The 23367-nt window shown below is 50.0% G+C and carries 22 protein-coding genes; 5 read left to right on the top strand and 17 right to left on the bottom strand.

Going from position 1 to position 23367, the window contains the following annotated elements:
- Positions 1-5: 5 nt before the first annotated feature.
- Both NQ534_RS13190 and NQ534_RS13185 read right to left on the bottom strand, forming a co-directional pair.
- The gene (locus NQ534_RS13190; protein WP_006864165.1) at positions 6-1397 is read right to left on the bottom strand and encodes a hypothetical protein; all 1392 of its coding nucleotides are present in this window, start codon (positions 1395-1397) and stop codon (positions 6-8) included.
- Between the two features lie 78 nt (positions 1398-1475).
- Positions 1476-2636 (bottom strand): Ig-like domain-containing protein, encoded by a 1161-nt coding sequence (locus NQ534_RS13185; protein WP_050778380.1) that lies wholly within the window; start codon positions 2634-2636, stop codon positions 1476-1478.
- Between the two features lie 231 nt (positions 2637-2867).
- On the opposite strand from NQ534_RS13185, the gene NQ534_RS13180 reads away from it, so the two are divergent.
- Positions 2868-3194 (top strand): helix-turn-helix domain-containing protein, encoded by a 327-nt coding sequence (locus tag NQ534_RS13180; RefSeq protein ID WP_040785196.1) that lies wholly within the window; start codon positions 2868-2870, stop codon positions 3192-3194.
- A gap of 176 nt (positions 3195-3370) precedes the next feature.
- Here the strand turns inward: NQ534_RS13180 and yihA are convergent, their stop codons facing one another.
- The 10 genes from yihA to NQ534_RS13130 form a co-directional block, all read right to left on the bottom strand.
- Positions 3371-3988: a ribosome biogenesis GTP-binding protein YihA/YsxC gene (yihA, locus tag NQ534_RS13175; RefSeq protein WP_050778379.1), complete on the bottom strand. Its 618-nt coding sequence runs from the start codon at positions 3986-3988 to the stop codon at positions 3371-3373.
- 283 nt (positions 3989-4271) lie between these two features.
- Entirely contained in the window at positions 4272-6620 is a 2349-nt protein-coding gene (gene lon / locus NQ534_RS13170; RefSeq protein ID WP_040785228.1) for an endopeptidase La, read from the bottom strand.
- Between the two features lie 17 nt (positions 6621-6637).
- A complete protein-coding gene (clpX, locus tag NQ534_RS13165) occupies positions 6638-7936 on the bottom strand; it encodes an ATP-dependent Clp protease ATP-binding subunit ClpX (protein WP_006864160.1) in 1299 nt (432 codons plus the stop codon).
- Positions 7937-8101: 165 nt separating this feature from the next.
- A complete protein-coding gene (gene clpP, locus NQ534_RS13160) occupies positions 8102-8686 on the bottom strand; it encodes an ATP-dependent Clp endopeptidase proteolytic subunit ClpP (protein ID WP_006864159.1) in 585 nt (194 codons plus the stop codon).
- Between the two features lie 33 nt (positions 8687-8719).
- Positions 8720-10006: a trigger factor gene (gene tig / locus NQ534_RS13155; RefSeq protein WP_040785193.1), complete on the bottom strand. Its 1287-nt coding sequence runs from the start codon at positions 10004-10006 to the stop codon at positions 8720-8722.
- Positions 10007-10316: 310 nt separating this feature from the next.
- Positions 10317-11144: a carbohydrate ABC transporter permease gene (locus NQ534_RS13150; RefSeq protein ID WP_006864156.1), complete on the bottom strand. Its 828-nt coding sequence runs from the start codon at positions 11142-11144 to the stop codon at positions 10317-10319.
- A gap of 14 nt (positions 11145-11158) precedes the next feature.
- Positions 11159-12085 carry a carbohydrate ABC transporter permease gene (locus NQ534_RS13145; RefSeq protein ID WP_006864155.1) on the bottom strand — a complete coding sequence of 309 codons (927 nt, stop codon included), beginning with the start codon at positions 12083-12085 and terminating at the stop codon, positions 11159-11161.
- 20 nt (positions 12086-12105) lie between these two features.
- Complete coding sequence (locus NQ534_RS13140; RefSeq protein ID WP_006864154.1) at positions 12106-13353, bottom strand: ABC transporter substrate-binding protein; 1248 nt, start codon at positions 13351-13353, stop codon at positions 12106-12108.
- Positions 13354-13497: 144 nt separating this feature from the next.
- Positions 13498-14811, bottom strand: a complete 1314-nt coding sequence (locus NQ534_RS13135) for a Gfo/Idh/MocA family protein (protein ID WP_040785190.1) — start codon at positions 14809-14811, stop codon at positions 13498-13500.
- Positions 14812-14996: 185 nt separating this feature from the next.
- Entirely contained in the window at positions 14997-16892 is a 1896-nt protein-coding gene (locus tag NQ534_RS13130; protein WP_006864152.1) for a DUF5696 domain-containing protein, read from the bottom strand.
- Positions 16893-17121: 229 nt separating this feature from the next.
- Between NQ534_RS13130 and NQ534_RS13125 the strand changes: the two genes are divergently transcribed.
- Both NQ534_RS13125 and NQ534_RS13120 read left to right on the top strand, forming a co-directional pair.
- Complete coding sequence (locus tag NQ534_RS13125; protein WP_006864150.1) at positions 17122-17592, top strand: cupin domain-containing protein; 471 nt, start codon at positions 17122-17124, stop codon at positions 17590-17592.
- Positions 17589-18074: a helix-turn-helix transcriptional regulator gene (locus NQ534_RS13120; protein WP_006864149.1), complete on the top strand. Its 486-nt coding sequence runs from the start codon at positions 17589-17591 to the stop codon at positions 18072-18074. The genes NQ534_RS13125 and NQ534_RS13120 overlap by 4 nt, the downstream gene beginning before the upstream one ends.
- A 24-nt stretch (positions 18075-18098) precedes the next feature.
- On the opposite strand, the gene NQ534_RS13115 is transcribed toward NQ534_RS13120, so the two are convergent.
- On the bottom strand, positions 18099-18650 hold the full coding sequence (locus tag NQ534_RS13115; protein ID WP_006864148.1) for a DJ-1 family glyoxalase III: 552 nt from the start codon (positions 18648-18650) through the stop codon (positions 18099-18101).
- 197 nt (positions 18651-18847) lie between these two features.
- On the opposite strand from NQ534_RS13115, the gene NQ534_RS13110 reads away from it, so the two are divergent.
- Both NQ534_RS13110 and NQ534_RS13105 read left to right on the top strand, forming a co-directional pair.
- Entirely contained in the window at positions 18848-19297 is a 450-nt protein-coding gene (locus tag NQ534_RS13110; protein WP_040785224.1) for a CYTH domain-containing protein, read from the top strand.
- A 71-nt stretch (positions 19298-19368) separates the two neighbouring features.
- Complete coding sequence (locus tag NQ534_RS13105; RefSeq protein WP_006864146.1) at positions 19369-19707, top strand: helix-turn-helix domain-containing protein; 339 nt, start codon at positions 19369-19371, stop codon at positions 19705-19707.
- Positions 19708-20025: 318 nt separating this feature from the next.
- On the opposite strand, the gene truA is transcribed toward NQ534_RS13105, so the two are convergent.
- From truA to NQ534_RS13085, 4 genes are read right to left on the bottom strand one after another with little or no spacing between them, the layout of a single operon-like run.
- Positions 20026-20763, bottom strand: a complete 738-nt coding sequence (truA, locus tag NQ534_RS13100; protein WP_006864144.1) for a tRNA pseudouridine(38-40) synthase TruA — start codon at positions 20761-20763, stop codon at positions 20026-20028.
- Between the two features lie 3 nt (positions 20764-20766).
- Entirely contained in the window at positions 20767-21573 is an 807-nt protein-coding gene (locus tag NQ534_RS13095; protein ID WP_006864143.1) for an energy-coupling factor transporter transmembrane component T family protein, read from the bottom strand.
- Positions 21570-22427 carry an energy-coupling factor transporter ATPase gene (locus tag NQ534_RS13090; RefSeq protein ID WP_006864142.1) on the bottom strand — a complete coding sequence of 286 codons (858 nt, stop codon included), beginning with the start codon at positions 22425-22427 and terminating at the stop codon, positions 21570-21572. The genes NQ534_RS13095 and NQ534_RS13090 overlap by 4 nt, the downstream gene beginning before the upstream one ends.
- Positions 22418-23281, bottom strand: coding sequence for an energy-coupling factor transporter ATPase (locus NQ534_RS13085; protein ID WP_006864141.1), 864 nt, complete (start codon positions 23279-23281; stop codon positions 22418-22420). The genes NQ534_RS13090 and NQ534_RS13085 overlap by 10 nt, the downstream gene beginning before the upstream one ends.
- Positions 23282-23367 lie beyond the last annotated feature (86 nt).

Raw genomic sequence — 23367 nt, 5'->3', positions numbered from 1 at the left:
TCAAATTACAGTTTCTTATTCTGTCCCTCTAAAAGCTGTCCGCAGAAGCCACAATATTTCCCCGGTTTATTCTGTATTTTCCCGCACGTTGGACATATCTTAACTGTTTTTTCCTCCCGATATTTTTTCGCAAACACATCTAAATTTCTGAATAATATATTCCGTTCCGGGCACACAAAATTACTTACCTTTTCGTCCTTAATATGAAATAGTTTCACAAAAACTGTCTTGTTTTTTACAAAGAGCAATACTGGAAAAACCAGTCCAATCGTCTCACAGAGTGTCCGTATGCCAAAATTCATATGGATACCTCCCCATGAAAGCGACTGGTAAAACGGGACTGCTACAACCCATGCCGTACACAACATAATATAAATCCCAGCAGGATTTTTCTTTACCGCTTTACTTTCAATCCAGAGTATGGCTTCAATCAGAGCAATGTGGACTATATTTATAACCCATATCTGCCATGTAAAATACCACAAATTTTCGCTATAAATCAACATAGACCCGCAAGCGCTCAGAAAAGCCAGAATTCCCAGAAAACGTAAGCTGCCAGATGCTGCATAAACTACAGACATTCCGATTAAAAATGCTTCCACCATTTTCCATACAACAATTCCCGTTTCATTGTAGAGGACAGCTGGTCTCCCTTTATATACAATCAGTTCCAGCAATAATATCAGAATAGTAATAATGAGCACTGACTTATTTTTCCGGCAATACTCAGTCCAGGAATTTTCCACATTTGTATAAGAAATTTCTGCTTCTTCAGAACTGCTTTCCTCGTCCGCCATATTTTGTGCTGCTTTCAGAAATTTGTCACACTTATTTAATAAAGCGGACGTCACCACCGGCAGTATCAGCCATAAAAAAGACCAAGCCGATAAACTTAATGCCTTTCCATCCAGTCCTTCATCCCACGACCTAAATTTGTAACACCATAAAAGATTAAAACTGACAAGAAAAAATACACTTAATGCATAAATGATATTTATCGCATCAGCTACAGCTACTTCTCCCACACAAATCATAATCAATTCTAAAAGCGCAATAAAAAAGCAAAAAACGATAGCTTTATAAAAAACGTCGCTCATTATTTCTATATATTCTCCACCACCGTCACCATCACGCACCACTCCTTCATTAATAGATTCAACCAGAAAGTTGTGAAACTGCATTAATGTCAGTTTTCCATTTCCAATACTGTTTGCTGTATTTCCATACAAAAGTCTCACAAGCTTGTCATTGAATTCTGCCACAATTTCACTTGAGAATGTAAAAAATTCCTTTGCATAAAGAAGATACAGCGTACAGCAGTGTATAATAAATGCAATCCATTTATATCTTTCTGCAAGCTGGCGTACTCCCACACCATTTGTTTCATTCTCTTTCATCTGCTTTCTCCCTTTATTAATCCTTTCATTTCATAATTTTCAGAATGGTGATAAACCTCTTTTAATTCTTCTGCCATATCAAATAAATTTATTTAAATTCGTTGATGTATACGCATACATCGGATAGCCCTGCAAATTTGCTTTCGCATGGTTCAAATACGTTTTATATTCCGTATATGTGACTTTTCTCCCAGTTTGATAATCTCCGTTTATGTAGTAAGCGTTGCTCCTTACATAACAGCAACTATACTTCGGTGACTTTGCAAGGTTCCCATTTACATATGCATATAATTCATTTTCAGTTATCGAATGACCCGATGTATAAAATCCAATCAGATTACTATTTTTATAAACACTCACGCCTTGATAATTTCCACACCATGCCGCGTCCTGTTTCACAACTGCCTTTATCTTATTATCCTGTATCGTATATATCTCAGTTCTTTCCAGTGGTCCTCCTGTACCAGTAGCAGTATTTTCTCCATTTGCACCTGTAAACCGTACGATACACTCATCAATCCCATTTCCATCAATATCTGCAAAAGCGAAGTATGTTCTGGCTGAAAAAGAACCTGTATACATAATTCCTTTACAGTATTCCATTGACTTCTTATTTTTCTGGTCAAATTTTGCAATATAATTAACGTACTTTCTATGCTGCTCCTGTCTTCCGGCAACTCCCTGCATTTTCTTTTTTACTGTCACCTTACATTTTGCAATTACCCCGTTTGCTTTTGCTGTAATCGTAACAGTTCCTGTCTTTTTGGCTGTCACTTTTCCTTTGGAATTGACCATAGCAACTGCTTTATTACTGGATTGCCATGTCACCTTCTGGCTTGCTCCCTTTACGGTCGCTTTTAATTGTACAGAAGTCGTGCCCGACGTATAAATAGTTGCAGATGATTTATTTAGTTTTACTGTAGGATTTTTGACAGTTATCTTCGCCCTGAGATTTTTCCCCGACACACTGGCTGTAATCGTAGCAGTTCCTGCTTTTTTTGCAGTCACTTTTCCCGAAGCAGATACCTTTGCCACACCCGAATTTGATGTCTTCCATTTTACTTTTTTCTTTGTTCCCGAAACCTTCAGAGTATAAGACTGCCCCTTATACAGCGTCCTCGCAGTACTGTTTAATTTTACCGCACATGCCGCACTTACTGAAACCGGCAGACAAACTGTACATATTATCAGCAATGCAACAATTGCCCTTTTCAAGCACTTCATACTCATTTTCTCCATAATCATTCCCCCCGTCAGCACAATAAGTTTTTTTCTTTCCAGGCATAAGATTCATATTTAAAATTGTATTTTCATTTTATCATCCGACCATTCGTCTTTCAAGACGTAAATTCATTTTTACATCTTATTTTTACTGTGTTTTTCATGTTACAGAGTGAAAATTCATTTTTTCATCGGTTTATTAAGCGACTTTTTTACATATTATTAATACAAAACCTTAGGGAGGAACGCATGACACTGGATTACAACGAAATTGGTCGAAGAATTGCCCGACGGCGGAAACAACTGGGTCTGAAACAAGCAGAAGTCGAAGAAAAAGCAGACCTCAGTTACAAGTATCTTTCAAATATTGAACGCAGTATTTCTATCCCATCAATTGAAGTCATTATGCGTCTGGCTGTTGCCCTTGATACAACACCCGACGAATTTTTAGTCGGGACACTGCAGACTGAAAACGAAGAGTGGAAAAATGTGGCCGAGATTCTCCGTAATTTTGACCCGAAAAAGCTTTCCCTTGCCAAAAATTTCCTGATATGGTTATCCGAACAGGAATTATAAAAAGACTGATGGTCATAACAAAATATATGCCATCACACTTTTTCACAGAGCTGCTTTTTGCAAAAAAATCACAGGCTTCTCTTCAGAACCTGTGATTTTTCGTATATATTCATGTAAATTCACTTTTATAAAATATCATTGTTCTTTTAAAATTTACTGCTTTCGCCGGTGATATTTTAGCGCTGCGATGCGCCCGGCTGCTCCGCGCCTGCCTCTGCAATCCACGCATCGATCATTTCCCAGATTTCATCTCTCCCCTGCTTTGTTTCTGCAGAGAACGGAATTACGGTGCCGCCTTTCATGCCCAGCCCCTCGCGGACGGCTTTCACCTGCTTCTGCACCTGGCTGCGTTTGATTTTGTCAAGCTTGGTGGCGATGATGATCGGCTCGTAGCCGTTGTACAGAATCCAGTCGTACATCAATTTATCATTCGCTGATGGATCATGGCGAATATCTATCAGCAGAAAGACGGCTTTCAGCATCTGCGACTTCTGCAGATAGCGCTCAATCATCCTGCCCCATTTCTCCTTCTCCGACTGTGCCACTTTTGCATAGCCGTAACCCGGAAGGTCCACCAGATACATAGCGTTGTTGATGTTGTAGAAGTTGATGGTCTGCGTTTTGCCCGGCTGGGCGCTGGTGCGCGCCAGCGCCTTGCGGTTCATCAGCGCATTGATAAGCGAAGATTTCCCCACATTCGACTTGCCCGCAAACGCCACCTCGATTTTATCATTCACCGGCAGCGTGCTGGTAACGCCGCATACCGTCTCAAGAGCTACATTCTTGATTACCATATATGTTCTCCTTAAGCAATTCTCCCTGCTGACGTATAGCTCCCTGCCAGCACTCCTTCCTGCAAGAAGCGGCTCCCTGCGGAAATCCGGCGTGCAGGGTGTTCCGCCTGCAGACGATAGGCAGATTTTTGAAAGCTTCGCGAGCATAGCGGCAGTCATTTTATCCGACCCGCTTTTATGGAGGCAAAATGACTGCCAATCAGCGGCGCAGCGAAGCTCAAAAATCAACGTGTCTGCAGCGGAATGCCCTGCACGCAGGATGGCGCAGAGCAGCCCGCTTTTCCTATACCTTCTTTTTCTTCGGAGCCTTTTTCTCAGGCAGCGCCGTCACCAACGCGCCCGGCAGGATATCCTCCATCGTCTCTGCATAGCGGATGTCCAGTCCCTTTTTGATTTCCCTGGAAATTTCTTCGACGTCCGCCCTGTTTTTTGCCGGAACGAAAACGGTTTTCATGCCGGCATTTTTAGCTGCGAGCAGCTTTTCCTTCAGTCCACCGATTGGCAGGACGCGTCCGCGCAGCGTGATTTCCCCGGTCATGGCGACGTCCGCGCGTACCGGGATGCCGGTGATTGCGGAAATCATGGCGGTCGCCATTGTCACTCCGGCGGAGGGTCCGTCCTTGGGAACCGCCCCCTCCGGGATATGGATATGGATGTCGTGCTTGCGGAAAAATTCCTCCGGAATATTGTACTGCGCGCTGACGGAACGTATGTAGCTGATACCCGCCTGCGCCGACTCCTTCATGACATCACCAAGCTGCCCCGTCAGGCAGAAATCGCCCTTGCCCGGCATAATATTGACCTCTATCTGCAGGGTATCGCCGCCCACGCTCGTCCAGGCAAGCCCACGCACGATGCCGACTTCGTTGGTATCGTTCAGCTCCTGAATAGTGTAACGCACCTTGCCAAGATATTTTTTCAGACTCTCCTCTGTCACACGGACCGATTTTTTCTTCGTCTCCAGAATCTCACGTGCCGCCTTCCGGCAGATATCGCCAAGCTTTCTCTCCAGACTGCGCACACCCGCTTCCCGCGTATAGCCGGAAATCACCTTGCGCAGCGCGCTGTCGCTGATGGAAATCTGCTCCGGCGTCAGCCCGTTGTGCTCCACCTGCTTGCCCCAGAGATGCTCCTTCGCGATATGGAATTTCTCATTTTCCGTATAGCTGGTAATCTCGATGATCTCCATGCGGTCCAGAAGCGGCCGCGGAATCCCCTGCACATCATTTGCCGTGGCAATAAAGAGCACCTCCGACAAATCCAGCGGAATCTCCACGTAGTGGTCGCGGAATTTGCTGTTCTGCTCGGAATCCAGCACCTCCAGCATCGCCGACGCCGTATCGCCCTTGTAATCGCTGCTCAGCTTGTCAATCTCATCCAGCAGCATCAGCGGATTCTTTACGCCCGCCATCCGCAGTCCGTTTGCGATCCGTCCCGGCATCGCCCCGATGTAGGTGCGGCGGTGTCCGCGGATTTCCGCTTCATCACGCACGCCGCCAAGGCTGATGCGCACATACTTTTTATCCAGCGCCCGCGCAATCGATTTTGCGATAGAGGTCTTTCCGGTTCCGGGCGGTCCCACCAGGCAGAGAATCGGGCTGTCGCCCTTTTTTGTCAGAATACGCACCGCCAGAAACTCCAGAATGCGCTCCTTCACCTTTTCCAGACCGTAATGATCCGCCTCCAGGATTTCACGCGCCTTGACAATATCGCGGCTATCACGCGAGGCCTTATCCCACGGCATATCCAGAAGCGTCTCGATATAGCCGCGGATGACCGGGCTTTCCCCGGAATTCATGCCGACATTGCGGTAGCGTTCAATCTCCTTTTTGATTTTTTCCTTCACCGACGCCGACGCCTTCAGCTTTGACAGCTCCTCCAGGAACTGGTCTGCTTCGTTTACGTTATCCTCTTTCAATTCCTCGCGGATAAGCTTCATCTGCTCGCGCATGAAATATTCGCGCTGGTTTTTGTCAATGCGCTGCTTCACCTTCTCCTGCAGCTCCTGGCGAAGCTGGAGAATATCAATCTCCCTGCCCATGACCGTAAGCAGCAGCTCGCAGCGCTCCTGCAGATCCGCCGCCTCCAGCACCTGCTGCTTCGTCTCATAATAAAGCGGCAGATTCATGGCAATCTGCCCCGCCGCCTTCTCCAGGTCCCGGATTTCCGAGATCTGGTGAATCAGCTCCTTGCTCATCTTTCCGTTGACGCGGCAGTAAACCTCAAACGACTCCTTCAGGGAGCGCAGCAGCGCTTCCTTCGTCGTCTCGTCCATCGGCTCCTCCTCGGCAAAAATAGCGACATCCGCCTCCAGATAGCCGTCCTCCTCCATCAGATCGGTCAGCTCCGCGCGCTGTATGCCCTCCGCGAGCACGCGCAGAATATTTTTCGGCAGCTTGACGACCTGCTTGATTTCCACAATCGTGCCTACCCGGTATAAGTCCTCCATCACCGGGTCTTCCGTCTCCATGCTCCTCTGCGCCACAACAAACAGCCTCTGCTGCTTCAGCATTGCCTGTTCTATCGCCTTAATTGATTTCTTCCGGCTGATGTCAAAATGGACAATCATTGCCGGAAGAATCGTCATTCCCCGCAGCGCAACTGCAGGGATATTCTTTATCATTTCTGTCATAACTTTCTGCTCCTGCATCAGGCAGATTCCGGCGTCATCACTACCTTCTTCTTCGTATTGTATACCGGAATCAGTCTTTCCTCACTGTGAATCAGCTTCGGTTCTCCCTTGCCTTCCACAAGTTCTTTGGTAATCGTGCACTCCGTGATCGTCTCATCGGACGGAATCGTGTACATCAGCTCCTGCATGGAACGCTCCATCACCGCACGCAGACCGCGCGCGCCTGTCTTTCTCTCCATCGAAAGCTTCGCGATCGCATCGACCGCGTCGTCCTCAAAGTCAAGCTTGACGCCATCCAGCTCAAAGAGCTTCTTGTACTGCTTGATGATGGAGTTTTTCGGCTCCTTAAGGATACGCACCAGCGCCTCCTCATCCAGCGCATCCAGCGAAACAACGACTGGCACACGTCCGATAAACTCCGGAATCATACCGTATTTTACAAAATCCTGCGGAACCACCTCTTTCAGGACCTCTCCCACATTCTTCTGCGCCTTGTCAGAAAGCGTGCGCCCAAAGCCGATGGTTTTCGTGTTCATTCTTGTCTCTATGATTTTATCAATGCCTTCAAACGCACCGCCGCAGATAAACAGGATATCTGTCGTGTCAATCTGAATCAGCTCCTGCTGCGGGTGCTTTCTTCCGCCCTGCGGCGGAACGCTCGCTATCGTTCCCTCCAGAATCTTCAGCAGCGCCTGCTGCACGCCCTCTCCGGAAACATCCCTGGTAATGGACGCATTCTCCGATTTCCGGGTGATTTTATCGATTTCATCAATGTAAATAATGCCGTGCTGTGCACGCTCAATATCGTAATCGGCAGCCTGGATAATCTTCAGCAGAATGTTTTCCACGTCCTCGCCCACGTATCCGGCTTCCGTCAGCGTCGTCGCATCCGCGATCGCAAACGGCACATTCAGAAGACGCGCCAGCGTCTGTGCCAGATAGGTCTTGCCGGAGCCGGTCGGTCCGAGCATCAGAATGTTGCTTTTCTGCAGCTCCACGCCCAGGTCCTTGCCCGCCAGTATTCTTTTATAATGATTGTAAACCGCCACCGCCAGCGCTTTTTTCGCGTTGTCCTGCCCGATCACGTAATCGTCCAGCACCGCCTTGATCTCCTCCGGCTTCAGCAGATTGATTTCTTCCGTTCCTTCCTGCGCATATTCCTCCGCAAGCTCTTCCTCTATAATTTCACTGCAGATTTCCACGCAGTCGTCGCAGATAAAGACGCCGCCCGGCCCTGCAATTAATTTTCTCACCTGGTCTTCGCTCTTATTACAAAAAGAGCATCTTACTTTCGGTTCCCCTAATCTTCCCGCCATATATTCCACCTCATAAAATGTCACAATTTATTATGATACCCGGCCCCAGAAATCATGTGTTTCACACCTGCGTGAAAAACATAACTTCAGAACCTCAAAAACACGAATATAACAATAAGACTCCCACAGGCTGCCACCCGGCAGCCCGCTGCAGGAGTCTTTCTATTACTGTCTGTTCGCGATTACTGCGTCAATCAGACCGTATGCCTTCGCTTCCTCGGCAGTCATATAATTATCGCGCTCGGTATCCGCCTCGATCACGTCGATCGGCTGTCCGGTGTTCGCTGCCAGATACTCATTCAGGCGCTTTCTGCTCTTTAAAATCTCTTCCGCCACAATCTTGATATCACTCGCCTGTCCCTTGGCTCCGCCGGACGGCTGGTGAATCATAATCTGCGCATTCGGAAGCGCAAAGCGCTTTCCTTTTGCACCGCCGGCAAGCAGGAAAGCTCCCATGCTCGCCGCCATGCCCATGCAGATCGTGGAAACATCACATTTGATATACTGCATGGTATCATATATTGCCCAGCCCGCGCTGACGGAACCGCCCGGACTGTTGATATAAAGCTGGATATCCTTCGCCGGGTCTTCCGACTCCAGGAACAGAAGCTGCGCTACGATCAGATTTGCGCTGACGTCCGTCACTTCCTCGCCGAGGAAAATGATGCGGTCCTTCAGCAGTCTGGAGTAAATATCGTAGGAGCGCTCGCCTCTGCTGGTCTGCTCAATAACATAAGGTACAAAACTCATAGTCCTGCCTCCTTTTTCATACTATGATGCACTTTAAACCTCTGCCGCAGAGTCTCTGAGGAGGTTTACCGCCTCCTGGATGGCAAGGTCGTGTCTGATCTGCTCCACGCCCTGCTCGCCGAGCATGTTCTTCACATTCTCCGCTTCCATCTTATACATCTCTGCCATCTTTTTGATTTCTTCCTCTACCTTGTCATCGCCTGCCTCGATGCCCTCCGCTTTCGCGATTGCTTCCAGCACAAGCGTATTTTTGATGCGCTTTTCTGCTTCCGGACGCATCTGCTCCAGCAGCTTGTCAGCCGTCATGCCGGTAAACTGCAGATACTGCTCCAGAGAAATTCCCTGGGACTGGATTCTTCTTGCGAAATCATCCGCCATCTGTCTTACCTGGTTGTCGATCATAGCTTCCGGAATATCCATCTGCGCATTCTCCACAGCCTTCTCCAGAGCCGCCGTTTCCTTTGCATTCTTTGCTTCCGTTTCTTTCTTCTCTGTCAGTTTCTTTCTGATATCTTCCTGGTACTCTGCCAGCGTGTCAAACTCGGAAACATCCTGTGCGAAATCATCGTCCGCCTCCGGAAGCTCCTTCACCTTGATTTCGTTTACTTTGCATTTAAATACCGCCGCCTTGCCAGCCAGCTCTTTTGCATGGTAATCCTCCGGGAAGGTAACGTTTACGTCCAGCTCCTTACCAAGCTCCGCGCCGACAAGCTGCTCCTCAAAGCCCGGAATAAAGCTGCCGCTGCCGATGGTAAGATCGTAATTTTCCGCCTTGCCGCCCTCAAACGGAACGCCGTCCACAGAGCCGTCGAAATCCAGCTTGATGCTGTCGCCGTCTGCAACTGCACGGTCGTCCACATCAATCATTCTGGAATTTTTCTCGCGCTCTTTATCTACCTCTGCCTGGATTTCCTCATCAGAAACAGCTGTGTCAGACTTCGGCACCTCCAGACCCTTGTATTCGCCAAGTGTTACCTCCGGTTTTACCGCTACCTCTGCAGTGAAGATAAACGGCTTTCCTTCTTCAATCTGTGTTATCTCAATTTTCGGCCGGGATACCAGCTCCAGGTCGCACTCTGCCACTTCTCTGTCATATGCAGCCGGAATCACTTCGTTTGCCGCATCCTCATAGAAAATACCTGCGCCGTACATTTTTTCAATCAACTGGCGCGGCGCTTTGCCCTTACGGAATCCCGGCATATTGATTCTTCCTTTGTTTTTTAAATATGCGCTCTGCATTGCCTTTTCAAATTCTTCTGCGCTCGCTTCAATGGTAAGTTTTACCATATTGTGCTCTAAGTTCTCCACTTTCAGACTCATCTTGGATAGTTCCTCCTTAACATACATTCATTCGATTGAAATGGGTGCACGTTCCCATATTCACAGTCATTGTATGATAATAACACATATTTTCGAAAAAGGCTAGTATTTTTTTTATGATAAACAATCACGATAAGTAAATTCTGTATTTTTTTGTGATAAGCGATTTCCGCCTGTCTCGTTGCCCGCAGTAATAAAATACATGCGGAAGGAATTTATAAATCCGCTCCGCATGTATTTTTACATATAGCCTCTTTTATATCGTACCACTGTCAAAAGATATTCCGACGTCCGGGTTTCCGAAAGTCTGTCAGCCCTTGATGCCGGACTGCGCCACGCCTTCGATGAACTGCTTCTGGAAGATGAAGAAAAGCACCACCAGAGGCAGCACGGCAAGAACCGCTCCAGCCATCTGCATCGGATATTCCGTCGTGTACTGGCCCTGCAGTGTTGACAGGGCGGGTCCGAGGATCATCTTGGACGGAGATGTATTTACGATCAGCGGCCACATAAAATCGTTCCACGCAAACTTCACAGTAAAGATCACAAGAGTTACGATGCCCGGTTTTACCAGCGGCATCATAATCTTCCAGTAGATCCGGAACCGCCCGCAGCCGTCCATAATTGCCGCTTCCTCAAGCTCCTTTGGCAGCGACATGAAAAACTGCCGCAAAAGGAACGTTCCGAACGCACTGAACAGGTTCGGGAGGACCAGCGCCGGGAAGCTGTCCAGCAGCCCCATTTTCTGGATAATCTGATACTGCGGGATCAGGAAAATCTGTCCCGGAACCATCAGCACCGAAAGAATCAGCACAAAGATGGCATTTTTAAACGGAAAATCAATTCTTGCAAACGCATACGCCGCCATCGAGCAAAAAAGCACCTGTATCACCGTCGTAACCACCGTGGAGCCTATCGTATTCAGATAAATCTGTCCGAACGGAAGCGCCGTGACGATCGTTTTATATGCATCCGTCACAAACTTCTCCGGCCAGATCGTCGGCGGGATCCGCATCGCCTCGCCCGTCGTCTTAAATGAAGTTAAGATCATCCAGACAAATGGAAACGCCACAGCCACCACTCCGGAAAGAAGGACCAGATGTACGATCAGATTCTGCCATTTTATTTTACTTCTCATACTCTTCGCCCTCCTTAATCATAATTTACCCACTTCTTCTGTCCGATAAGCTGTACGACCGTCACCAGCATGATAACGACAAAAATCAGAATCGAAATTGCTGCGGCATACCCCTTGTAACCATAATCAAACGCCGTCCGGTAAAACAGCATAACGATCGTCTGCGTGCTTTCATACGCCGGATTCGTTTTTCCGATCATCATGTACACCACATCAAACACCTGAAATCCGCTGATGGTGGAAGTGACCGCGACAAAAAATATGGTCGGCGTAAGCAGCGGCACCGTAATGTTCTTAAACTTCGCCCATGCTCCCGCCCCGTCGATCGCGGCGGCCTCGTAATAGGACTTGTTGATCCCCTGCATACCTGCCAGAAGAATAATCATATTATATCCCACCGTCATCCACAGTCCTACAATCATGATGCAGTACAGCGCCGTTTTGGGATCTGTCAGCCAGCCGTGGCCTTCTCCGCCGAGCGCCTCGATTGCGCTGTTGAGGATACCCATCTGCTCATTGTACATCCACTTCCATACCATAGCGACTGCCGCCGACATGGTAATGGACGGGAGAAAATACAGCGTGCGGTAAATGGACTTTCCTTTGATTTTCGTATTCATCAATGCCGCAAGGAAAATAGACAGGATCAGCCCCACCGGAACCGTTATTACAACATACTTCAGGGTATTCCCGAAGGTCTTCCATACCTCTTTGTCAGAGATAAGCTCTTTGTAGTTATCAAGTCCTGCAAATGTAGTTACATTGAATTTGTTCACATCATTAAAACTGAACCAGAAATTCTGAATAAAGGGCCAGATATAAAATACCAGTAAGCCGACGACAAGCGGCGCGATCAGTATATATGCAGCTATCCAGTCTTTCTTTTTCCTCGAAGACACCCTCCTGCGGGGTGTCTTCGCTTTCGCTATTCTTTCAGCCATTCTATCACCTGTTCAATCCCTTACTTTGCCAGTAAAGCGTCCGCCTCTTCCTTCAGCCCTGCGCAGGCATCTGCAAGGCTCATCTCTCCTGTATAAGCTTTCGTCAGCCACTGCGCTTCTATATCGTACAGCTCCGCCGCTTTGCTGCAAACCGGAAGCGGATACGCTATATCGGAATGGTTGGTGTACGCAGCCAGATTGTACTGATCGTTTGCCTGTGCAAAATATTCCTGCGCGTCGTTTCTTGCGGAAATAACGACGCCGGTTTCGCCCTGAATCTTCATCGCTTCTTCGCTGCCAAGCCACAGCGCAAATTCGATTGCCGCCTCTTTGTTCTTGGAGCCTTCGTATACGGCATAGCCAAGACCGTTGATGCAGTTGTCCTCAATGCCGTTGAAGGTCGGAACCTCTACGCAGTCGATTTTATCCTTAATAGTATCGTTCGACGCATACTCCGGAACCATGTAGGAGCCCGCCAGCGTCATCGCGATCTGCTCGCCCTCGAACATCGCATCGGAGCCTGTCTCGGACAGCGTAGCCGCGCTGGGAGATAAGCCTGCGTCGATCATATCGATCCAGCACTGGATACCCTCCTGCGTCTTCTCATCGCCGTATCCGGTTTCCGTCGCGTCTTCATTCAGAATCCAGCCGCCGTTCGCATATATGGTCTGATAGTACCATGTCTGGAAATCCACCGGGCACGCAAACGGATATACGCCGTCCGGAAGTTTATCCTTCAGTTCCTCAGCCAGAGCAACCAGATCCTCAAAGGTCATATCGTCCGTGGGATATGCCACTCCCGCGTTGTCGAACATTTCCTTGTTATACCAGAGCGCGTTTGTATCAAAGTCTTTGGGAACCGCATAATTTTTGCCGTCGCGCACATAGTTGTTTACCAGCGCCTCCGGAAAATTCTCCGGAATGTCGGAGCCTGCGATCGCATCCGTCAGATCGGCAAGGATACCGCCTTCATAATACGCATCCATATGAAGCACGTTCAGCCAGAATACGTCCGGCGCGGTGCCGCCTACAGCCGACGCCTCCAGCTTCGTCCAGTATTCTCCGCCCTTATACGGTGTGAGCTGGATCTCGATCGAAACATTTTCATGCTCCTGCTCATATGCCTCTACCATAGCCTCCATTGCCGGTCTTTGATTCTCATCCCAAATGCCGAACGAAAGCTCAACCTTGTCGTCCGCACTTGCCATCATTCCTGTGCCAAGAACCATCGCCATACCTAAAACAGCAATTTTTGTTTTGTTTTTCATCGTTTTCCTCTCCTTTTTTTGTTTTCTGTTTACGGGTTACTTTATATGAAAACGGGACGTCCGCCGTTTTGCAGCCGCACTCCCTCTCTGCAAACGGCGCTGCAGCATATCCCATATCATATAAGCGTTTTTTATCGGAAAAACTTATGCTTCGCCGCGTATGGTGTCCAGATCAATCACCGCGCCGCCCTGCAGCCTTGACTGCTCCGCCGCCAGAGCGCAGTAGTGACTCTCCACCGATGCCTCCAGAGAGGTGATGGAGGGACTTTCCTCCCGGTTTCCAAGCAAGATATCTAAAAATTCCTCTACCATAACAAGATCTCCGCCGCCGTGACCGGAAAAATCGTCCGCCAGTTCGGACGCCCAAATGGTCTGCGTCTGCAGCTTCGTCCCGTACAGGCTTACTTCAATGACGTCGTCCTGAGCGTCCCACGAGCCCATCGTCACCTTCATCTCGCCCCTTGTTCCGCAGAACTGCGCGTGACGGGCAAAATCGGCGGTAAATCCGCACATGGAAAAGCTCATAGTGGAGCCGTCCGTCATGTTCAGGTTCACAACCTGATGATCCGGCACGTTGTTATCACAGTGATATACGCATCTGCCATAGGGACCCGTTTTCAGCGCCTGCTCTACCGATTCCGGCGTTGGCGTCTCCGTCAGCACATTCAGCGGCCAGCCCGCATGTCCCGTTCTTGCCCCGATCCATTCGTTGTCCAGATAGATTGCCTCCGCGTCGTAGGGACATTTTTCCTTCACCCGGCAGCCGTCCAGACACCGCGCGGCGCACCCCTCAGGGGCTTTTTCCTCCTTAAACAGGTAGGTGCTTCCAAAGGAGGAAAGGGATTTGCACTTCTTGTTTGCCAGCCACAGGTACAGATCCATGTCGTGACAGCATTTTTGCAGGATCATGGGGCTGGATTCTTCGGAATTTCTCCAGTTTCCCCGCACAAAGCTGTGAGCCATATGAAACCACCCTACGTTTTCGGAGGCATTTATATCCACGATATCTCCCAGCACTCCCGAATCCAGGATCTCCTTTACCTTCCGGAAAACGGGCGTATAGCGCAGCACATGGCACACCACCACTTTTCTGTCACATTCCTTCGCGACTTTTACAATCTCCCTGCATTCTGAAAGCTCCGGGGAAATCGGTTTTTCCAGCAAAAGATGATAGCCCTTTCTAAGCGCCGCCACCGCCTGAGGCACATGCTGGCGGTCCTGCGTTGTAATAAACATTACGTCAGCCAGACGCGGCTCTGCGAGCATCTCCTCTGCGCTTGCATAGCAGCAGTTTTCCGGAATCCCGTATTCTTCGGCGACCATCTTCACCTTTAGCGGATTGACATCCGCGATCGCAACGATCTGCATTTTGTCCGGAAATGCCTTCGCAGCGCGGGCATAGGTGTCCTTTCCTCTGCTGCCCAGTCCGGCAAGAGCAACCTTAATTGTTCTGTTCATAGTATCCTCCCTTTCTTGTTGTGTTCCGGATGCACGGACCATAGAATGCTCCTTTGTGGTCCGTACCTTTGTTCTCCAGTTTTTATACAAAAAAGCGGGTATGCGCCTGCTGCATATCCGCCCTCTTTGGCTTTGGTATCACTTCCGTTTCGGGAAATGTATTTTTTATTCAGGAAATGTATTTCTTACGCATTTGTTATGTTATATGTCTGTTTTCTGAAATCCACCTCGACGACGGTGCCGTCGCTGAAAAAGCTCCGATGTATGCCGGGGTTCTCTTTGTCTATCTCATACCGCAGCATCTCGCATTTTGCCACTTTTTCATGCAGTCCGGAGACCGTATTGCACCGCTGTATTGTCTCTTTTATATCTGCAGCGTTTTTCTCTGCCAAAAACGCCCCATCGATTCCGGGATACGCTGCTTCCCGGATCAGATACGGCGCACCGCCGTTTAAAAGAGCGTACAGCATATAATCCTCTTCTTCGCTGACTTTATCCATCATCCACGGCTGAATCACGCAGTCGTGGTACACCAGATTGTACAGCGGCACGGGTATCCCCTGCTTCGGACTTCCCGGCGCTTCCAGCATAAAATCATACGGAGCATAATGACAGAACACCAGACTTGGAACCGACCAGTCATTTACCTCCTCGGAGCTGGACAGGATTCCTTCCGAAAGCAGATAATCAAAACACCAGTTTCTGAACTCATAGCAGTCCCTTCGCGTCATGCGGTGCTCCGGATTGCAGCACTCGTCCCCTTCGTTGCAGGTAAAGACGTCCAGATAAGCGCAGTCCAGCTTTATCCCCATTTCCTTTAATTCCGAAAAATTTCTTTTCACATAACCAGGCGCCTGCGTAGCGCAAAGATATGCCTGCGAGCCTCCGGCCCATCTCCGATGCCGGGGAATCGTTCCGTCGGGAAGACGGCAGGCAAAATTTTCGTCAAAGCTTGGTGCATTCTGATAATAATCGCGGTACTGGTCGTGAACTCCAAACAGATATCCGCACGCATGGACGGTATCCGCCAAAGCCTTCATTTCCTCCCAGCCGCCTGCTTCCTTACATGCGGGTGGATAATCCGGATGACGGTTGTCGTATCCCGCCTCTCCCCAGCCGTCCAGATGCAGATACAGCTTCCTGACTCCCAGCCTTTGCAGCGCGCGCATTTCTTCGCCTCTCTGTCTGAAGGTAACGACGCGGTTGTTTTTTTCAGGATTTTCGGGGTCATAAAGCTCTGATTCCGGCTGAACGTGCGTCTTAACGCCAAGGTGCACGAAAGCGCAGCCCGCCAGATCGTTTACGGAACGGTTCTTCACCGCCTTTTCCTCCAGCGTGCGCAGCATTCCGCGCTCGTCCACGTATTTCCGGTACACCTTACACAGATCGTTGTAGTCGCAATTTTCCAGCAGTTTATATTTGACGGTTCTGCGGTAATCCATTTTTCCCATGCTCGGCTCCTGCCAGAAGCCGACGTGGGTGTAGGGACCGTTCGCAGGATGCTCTGCAAAATATCCCATGTTCCACGGGGTTTCGCAAATGGCAATATAACCCGCTCCGTCCTTCACCTGACCGAACCATGACATATAGCCGCCCGCAGTTCCGAACTGCCCGTCAAAAACAGGAGTGCGCAGCTCCACAGGCCATGTGTTGGGAACCAAAAGCCCCTGACGGCAATTCAGCAGAGTATACCACCCGTCCTTCGCTTCCTCAAATTCCATCTCACCGGGCCAGAACACCCTCTGTACGTGAAGTCCCTCTTCCCGTACAGGAATCCACTCAAAATAAACCTCGCCCGTAGTCTCCTCCACCCGGATGAGAGTTTCAAATTCATACGGAAAAACCACACCGTCTTTTTTCATTCCGGAAAAACAGCTCCGGATTCCCGCTCCCGTACCCGTCGCGTACTCCTCGTGCGATATCTGCACGGCGTCCCGGAAGCAAAATTCACCCTCCCGGCAAATCATGCGGGGAACATAGTCCCTTCTCCACGCCCAGACAGCGCCGCCGCTTTCCATCGTTACGGTCAGCGCCGTCTCATCCAGATATACTTTTACATTTTTCGTCTCAATCTTCTTCATACGCACACTTCCAGCAAAACATTCTGAAAAAAATTATTATTTTTATTATATCTTCTTTTTTGGCATATTTGTTGCATTTTTATACATTATTATTGTCTTATCATCCATTTTTTGATAAAATAATGCCACGGATGGAGCGCAAAGCGCGCAGTGATCCGTGGTATCATCTGGACAACATAGCTGAGAAGCTGCGACGGAACAACTATAATCGGAGGGGAAAATATACGCTATGGCATATGTTAAGACAACGTTAGAGCGCCAGATCGTGATTGATTCAATCATCACGATTCATTATTTTGAATATATGAAGGATTTTGTATTTCACGGAGAATCCCATGATTTCTGGGAATTTTTATACGTAGACAAGGGAAGCGTCCTCGTGAGATCCGCAGAGGAGCATCACCTTTTAAATGAAGGGGATGTGATTTTTCACATGCCCAATGAATTTCATGCAATCCAATCCGTGGGATCTTCTTCCCCGAATCTGATCGCCGTTTCTTTTGAAACCTCTTCCCCCGCTATGGAATTTCTGCAAAAGAAACATTATACACTGACGATGGAGGAGCGCACACTCATCTCCTGCCTGATCAACGCAGCGAAGGACTGCCTTTCCACTCCCCTGCACATTCCTTCCATTGAACAGGTGAAGCTTAAGAACTTAAGAAAGACGCACCCTTCGGTTCCCAGCAGAAAATCTTGATTTATCTGGAGCTGTTTCTTCTGGACATAATACAGAGCCATTCCTCCGTACAGACAACGCCGCCCGTGCGGCACCCCGGCTTTTTTGAAGACGCTTCCCCTAACAGGAAAAAGCGGCTTGAGCCAATCCTTCAGTATATGCAGTTCCATATCTGCGAACGGCTGACTCTTTCCACCATCTGCGAAAAGTTTTCCCTAAGCCGCTCTTCTTTGCAGACCCTCTTTCACAATGAAAAGGGCTGCGGAGCTATGGAATATTTCAGCGAGCTGAAAATACAGCGGGCAAAGGACATCATCCGCGATGGAAACATGAATTTTACGGAAATTGCTTACTATCTCTCCTACAGCTCTTTGCCGTATTTTTCCAGATGCTTCAAAAAATCCACGGGTATGTCCCCGGCAAAATATGCTTCCTCTGTGAAGGGAATCTCGCAGGCGCTCAAAAACGCTCCGGCAAGAAGCGCTCCCGTAAGGGAAGCATAGATTGTCCGGGAATACGTTTTCAGCTTACCTGCAATAGATAATTGATTTTGCCAGATTCTCCGCTTTTTCCGCCCCGAAAAGCCGTTTTACCAGCTCCAGCGCGAAATCGATCGCCGTTCCCATGCCGCGGCTGGTCGTCACATTGCCGTCCGTGACAACGCTGCAGGTCTGTACATCCGCTCCGGTGAGGCGCTCCTCAAAGCCCGGATAGCAGACCGCCTTTTTTCCCTTCAGGATTCCCAGGTCCCCCAGCACGCTGGGCGCCGCGCAGATTGCCGCAATGCCGCCGCCCGCCTCATTTGTTTTTACGAGCAGCTCCGTCAGCCCCTTATGCGCGCCGAGATACTTTGTGCCCGGCATCCCGCCCGGCAGCACCAGGATCGCCGCATCCGAAAAATCCGTCTCCGCAAACAGCGCATCCGCCTCCAGCTTTATCGCGTGGGAGCCGCATATATTTTTTGTGTCACTGATAGAAACGGTCGTCACCTCCGCTCCCGCGCGGCGCAGCACATCCACCACTGTCAGTCCCTCTATTTCCTCAAATCCGTCCGCAAGAAACACATATACTTTAGTCATAATCGGTCGCCCCTTTCACCTTGACACTATTTTTTGACTTTGCTAAAATTATTTCAAAGATATTGTATAGCATCTGTTGTTCGCCGTCAAGATATAGTATGATGCCAGAGGCAAAAACTCTCAGCCCGTATGAGCCCGCTTATAAGCGGATAAAAGGCTTTGTGCTTCGCAGGCATCATATTACAAAGGAGGATTTTATGGAAATCGAAAGAAAGTTTCTGATAAAGGAGCTGCCGCAGAATCTGGATACGTATCCCTGTCATATCATCGAGCAGGGTTATCTGTGCACAGAACCGGTCATGCGCATCCGCAGGCAGGATAATGATTATATCTTCACCTGGAAGGGCAGCGGCATGATGAGCCGCGAGGAATATAACCTGCCGCTGAACGAGACCGCCTATCTGCATTTAAAGGAAAAGACTGACGGAAACTTTATCTCCAAAAAGCGCTATGTTATCCCGATTGAAAACGGTCTGAAGATTGAGCTTGATATTTTCGACGCTCCGTTTGCCCCGCTTATGCTTGCCGAGGTGGAATTTCCCAGCGAGGAGCAGGCAAATGCCTTTGTGCCGCCGGCATGGTTCGGCGAGGACGTGACCTTTGACGGAAGATATCACAACAGCTATCTGAGCACCGTAAAACTATAAGCATCCCGGAAAACCAGGCGGCAGTCTGCTTACGGATACCGGTCTGGTCTGCGGGAAAGGGAGAAGTAGTTATGAAAAACAACAGTCTGGGAAAAAAGCTGCGCGCCCTGCGGGAGAGGCGGCATCTGACACAGGCAGAGGTCAGCGCCCTGCTCCACATTGAGCGCGCGGCTTATTCCAATTATGAGAATGATAAACGTATCCCGTCTTTTGAAACGCTTCTGCTTATCGCCGATTTCTACGGCGTCCCCGTGGAATATCTGATACGCTCTGATTATGCGGAAACGCCCCGGCACAGAAAACATGCCGCCGAATGGTTTTTTCAGAATTTTGGTCTGCTCGACCCCGGAATCCAGGAAACCATCATCGCATTTGCAGATTTTCAGTTGTCGGAGAAAGGGATACATTAGCTGCGTCACGCAGCACAGAAAAAAGGCACGGGAAATTATGAAAGGTGCACGGAAAGCTGCGCAGGGATTCTGAGTGAAATCCGGCTGCCATATGTTCCAGCGCAGACACGTTGATTTTTGAGCTTTGCTGCGCCGCTGATTGACAGCAATTTTGCCTCCATAAAAACCGGTCGGACAAAATTGCTGTCGCTATGCTCGCAAAGCTTTCAAAAATCTGCCTATCGTCTTACGCTGGAAATATGGCACCGGATTTCGCCAAAATTCATTCACGCAGCTTTCCATGCCCTTGCAGTAATTTCCCATGCCTTTCAAATTGCACTACAAATACCTGATTTCGAGCAGCGTCAGCCCCTGGGGCGGCGCTGTTTCGCCTGCCGCCTGGCGGTTTTTGGCTGCCAGCAGCTCCTGCATGTATTCGGGCGGGTAGTAGCCGCTGCCGACGCGCAGGAGGGTTCCCACGATGATGCGCACCATGTTGTACAGAAAGCCATTCCCGCTGATGCGGATGGAAATCATGTCGCCATCCTTCTGGATATCCGCCTCATAAATGGTGCGTACCGTGTTTTCCACCTCTTCTTTATGGGTGCACAGGCTCTTAAAATCGTGCTCTCCCACCAGATATGCGAGCGCCCGGCGCATGTTTTCCACGTCCAGCGGATAGTAGTAAAACAGCGAATACAGCCGCCTGGTCGGGTCGGGGAAACGGCGGTTTAAGATGCGGTACTCGTAGGTTTTGATGGTTTTGCAAAAGCGCGGATGGAAATCAGCCGCCACCTCGCAGGAATCCTGGATGCGGATGTCCTGCGGCAGTCTTGTATTCATCGCGTAGGAAATCTTCTCCGCCGGCATCCTCGCCGATGTATCAAACACCGCCACGTTTCCGAGCGCATGGACCCCTGCGTCCGTCCGGCTCGCCCCAATTACCCGGATGGGCTCGCCAAGGAGCTCTGACAGGTGCAGATTCAGCATACTCTCTATCGTGACGGCGTTTGGCTGAATCTGCCAGCCGCTGTAATTGGTGCCGTCGTACGCAACAATCAGTTTTACCCTTTTCATGCCCTAAAACCCTGCGATTCTCTTTGCCGCGTACATTGCCAGAAGATACAGCACCATCGCCAGATAAGCTATGCGGTCGCGCTTCTGGTATTTCAGCGGCTTCATTTTTGTGCGCCCATCCCCGCCGTGATAGCCGCGCGCCTCCATCGCCATCGCCAGGTCGTTGGCACGGCGGAACGCCGAGATAAACAGCGGCACCAGCAGCGGCACCATGCTTTTCGCCTTCTGGATAAGACCGCCGCTCTCAAAATCTGCGCCTCTCGCCATCTGCGCCTTCATAATCTTATCCGTCTCCTCCAGAAGGATCGGGATAAAACGCAGCGCGATCGACATCATCATCGCCACCTCATGCACCGGAACATGCAGCTTATTTAAGGGACGCAGCCCCTTTTCCATGCCGTCCGTGAGCTGGTTCGGCGTGGTGGTGAGCGTCATCACCGAGGAGCCGATGATAAGATACGTCAGACGAATCGCCATAAAGACCGCCTGCTGTACGCCCTCCCGCGTGATGGTCAGCTTCCAGATGCGGATGAGCGGCTCGCCCGGCGTCAGGATCATGTTGAATACCACCGTGATCATCAGCAGAATCATAATCGCCTTCAGGCCCTTCACCATGAACTTAAAGGGCACCTTCGACGCCTTTATCACACACGCCAGACAGATGGTCGCCACCACATACGCCGCAAAGGAGCGGAACAGAAACAGGGAAAAAATAAATACCAGCGTGCCCACCAGCTTTGTGCGCGGGTCCAGGCGGTGGATGACCGAATCCGCCGGATAATATTGTCCGATTGTAATATCTCTTATCATTGCTTCACCTGCCCCATGCACGCCAGAATAGACGCGCGCGCTTCCTCAATCGTCATTGCGCCGGTGTCCACCTGCATCCCGCGCGCCTTCAGCTCCTGCATCAGGTACGTTACCTGCGGCGCCGCCAGACCTATCTGCTCCAGCTCCTTATAATGCTCAAACACCTGCCGCGGCTTATCGTCGAAGCGCACATGCCCTTTTTGCATAACGATGATGCGCTCCACATATTTCGCAATATCCTCCATACTGTGTGAAACGAGTATGACTGTAATTTTACGCTCCTCATGCAGCAGCGCAATCTGGTCGAGGATGTTGTCCCGCCCGCGCGGGTCCAGTCCCGCCGTGGGCTCATCGAGAATCAGCACCTCCGGCTGCATTGCCAGGATTCCGGCAATCGCCGCGCGCCGCTTCTGTCCGCCCGACAGCTCAAAGGGCGATTTTTTGTAATATTTTTCTTTCAGACCCACCTGCCGCAGCGCCTCATAAGCGCGCGCCTCCACCTCGTCCTTTGGCAGACCGAGGTTCTTTGGCCCAAAACACACGTCGGTAAATACGTCCACCTCAAAGAGCTGATATTCCGGATACTGGAACACCAGTCCGACCTTGCTGCGCAGCGTCTTCATGGAGTAGCCCTCTGCATAAATATTTTCGCCGTTGTAGTATATCGTGCCGCTCGTCGCCCGCACCAGCCCGTTCAGATGCTGGATCAGCGTCGATTTCCCGGAGCCGGTATGCCCGATGATACCAGCAAACTGCCCGGCGGGCAGCTCCAGGTTGATGTCGGTGAGCGCCTGTTTTTCGTAGGCGGTTCCCTGGCTGTATATATAATTTAAGTGCTCTATCTTTATTGACATTCCTGCCCCGCCTTTCCCAGTACGTCCGCGAATTCCCGGATAGTCAGAATTCCCTCCGGAAGGTCCAGACCGTCCTTTCGCAGCTCATGCGCAAGCATAGTCACCTGCGGCACATCCAGCCGGTGCTCTTTCAGCTCCTCCACTCTGGAAAATACCTCGCGCGGCGTGCCCTGCATCAGAATCTTTCCCTGGTCCATCACGATTACGCGATCCGCCTCGACCACCTCTTCCATATAGTGGGTAATCAGAATGATGGTGATACCCTTTTCCCGGTTAAGCTTCTGCGCCGCCCGGATGACCTCTTTGCGCCCGACCGGGTCAAGCATGGCGGTCGGTTCGTCCAGCACGATGCATTTCGGCTCCATCGCCACCACGCCGGCGATCGCCACGCGCTGCTTCTGTCCGCCGGAGAGACGGTTCGGCGAATGGCTGCGGTACTCCCACATGCCGACCGTTTTCAGACTGTTTTCCACACGCTTTACGATTTCCTCCGTGGGAACTCCCATGTTTTCCGGTCCGAAGGCAACGTCCTCGTCCACCACGGTGCCAATGATCTGGTTGTCCGGATTCTGGAATACCATGCCCGCCGTCTGACGGATTTCTTCCAGCTTGTCCATATCCTTCGTATCCATGCCATCCACGTAAACCGTGCCCTCGCTCGGCAGAAGGATAGCGTTTAAATGCTTTGCCAGAGTGGATTTTCCGGAGCCGTTATGCCCTAAGATGGCAATAAACTGCCCCGGAGCCACATCCAGGTCTACGCCGTCCACCGCCCGGTAGACGGATTCCACACTGCCATCCTCCCCGATTTTCTGATAATCATGCGAAAGCTTTTTTGCCTCGATAATTCCCATTTTCCGTCTTTATTCCCTTCTGCTGCCGCCTGCAAAACAATAATGCCTGCAAAGTATTCCGTGCTGCGCGTCTGCGTTTTGCTCCG

It is taken from the genome of Marvinbryantia formatexigens DSM 14469 (assembly GCF_025148285.1).
In the GTDB taxonomy this organism is placed as follows: domain Bacteria; phylum Bacillota; class Clostridia; order Lachnospirales; family Lachnospiraceae; genus Marvinbryantia; species Marvinbryantia formatexigens.
The sequence above is the reverse complement of the archived record's forward strand: the minus strand, read 5'-3'. Positions and strand labels throughout refer to the sequence as shown.

Excerpts from the sequence above, each read along its gene's own strand:
- NQ534_RS13190 (WP_006864165.1), bottom strand. The coding sequence starts at position 1,397 with ATGAAAGAGAATGAAACAAATGGTGTGGGAGTACGCCAGCTTGCAGAA.
- NQ534_RS13185 (WP_050778380.1), bottom strand. The coding sequence starts at position 2,636 with ATGGAGAAAATGAGTATGAAGTGCTTGAAAAGGGCAATTGTTGCATTG.
- NQ534_RS13180 (WP_040785196.1), top strand. The coding sequence starts at position 2,868 with ATGACACTGGATTACAACGAAATTGGTCGAAGAATTGCCCGACGGCGG.
- yihA (WP_050778379.1), bottom strand. The coding sequence starts at position 3,988 with ATGGTAATCAAGAATGTAGCTCTTGAGACGGTATGCGGCGTTACCAGC.
- lon (WP_040785228.1), bottom strand. The coding sequence starts at position 6,620 with ATGACAGAAATGATAAAGAATATCCCTGCAGTTGCGCTGCGGGGAATG.
- clpX (WP_006864160.1), bottom strand. The coding sequence starts at position 7,936 with ATGGCGGGAAGATTAGGGGAACCGAAAGTAAGATGCTCTTTTTGTAAT.
- clpP (WP_006864159.1), bottom strand. The coding sequence starts at position 8,686 with ATGAGTTTTGTACCTTATGTTATTGAGCAGACCAGCAGAGGCGAGCGC.
- tig (WP_040785193.1), bottom strand. The coding sequence starts at position 10,006 with ATGAGTCTGAAAGTGGAGAACTTAGAGCACAATATGGTAAAACTTACC.
- NQ534_RS13150 (WP_006864156.1), bottom strand. The coding sequence starts at position 11,144 with ATGAGAAGTAAAATAAAATGGCAGAATCTGATCGTACATCTGGTCCTT.
- NQ534_RS13145 (WP_006864155.1), bottom strand. The coding sequence starts at position 12,085 with ATGGCTGAAAGAATAGCGAAAGCGAAGACACCCCGCAGGAGGGTGTCT.
- NQ534_RS13140 (WP_006864154.1), bottom strand. The coding sequence starts at position 13,353 with ATGAAAAACAAAACAAAAATTGCTGTTTTAGGTATGGCGATGGTTCTT.
- NQ534_RS13135 (WP_040785190.1), bottom strand. The coding sequence starts at position 14,811 with ATGAACAGAACAATTAAGGTTGCTCTTGCCGGACTGGGCAGCAGAGGA.
- NQ534_RS13130 (WP_006864152.1), bottom strand. The coding sequence starts at position 16,892 with ATGAAGAAGATTGAGACGAAAAATGTAAAAGTATATCTGGATGAGACG.
- NQ534_RS13125 (WP_006864150.1), top strand. The coding sequence starts at position 17,122 with ATGGCATATGTTAAGACAACGTTAGAGCGCCAGATCGTGATTGATTCA.
- NQ534_RS13115 (WP_006864148.1), bottom strand. The coding sequence starts at position 18,650 with ATGACTAAAGTATATGTGTTTCTTGCGGACGGATTTGAGGAAATAGAG.
- NQ534_RS13110 (WP_040785224.1), top strand. The coding sequence starts at position 18,848 with ATGGAAATCGAAAGAAAGTTTCTGATAAAGGAGCTGCCGCAGAATCTG.
- NQ534_RS13105 (WP_006864146.1), top strand. The coding sequence starts at position 19,369 with ATGAAAAACAACAGTCTGGGAAAAAAGCTGCGCGCCCTGCGGGAGAGG.
- truA (WP_006864144.1), bottom strand. The coding sequence starts at position 20,763 with ATGAAAAGGGTAAAACTGATTGTTGCGTACGACGGCACCAATTACAGC.
- NQ534_RS13095 (WP_006864143.1), bottom strand. The coding sequence starts at position 21,573 with ATGATAAGAGATATTACAATCGGACAATATTATCCGGCGGATTCGGTC.
- NQ534_RS13090 (WP_006864142.1), bottom strand. The coding sequence starts at position 22,427 with ATGTCAATAAAGATAGAGCACTTAAATTATATATACAGCCAGGGAACC.
- NQ534_RS13085 (WP_006864141.1), bottom strand. The coding sequence starts at position 23,281 with ATGGGAATTATCGAGGCAAAAAAGCTTTCGCATGATTATCAGAAAATC.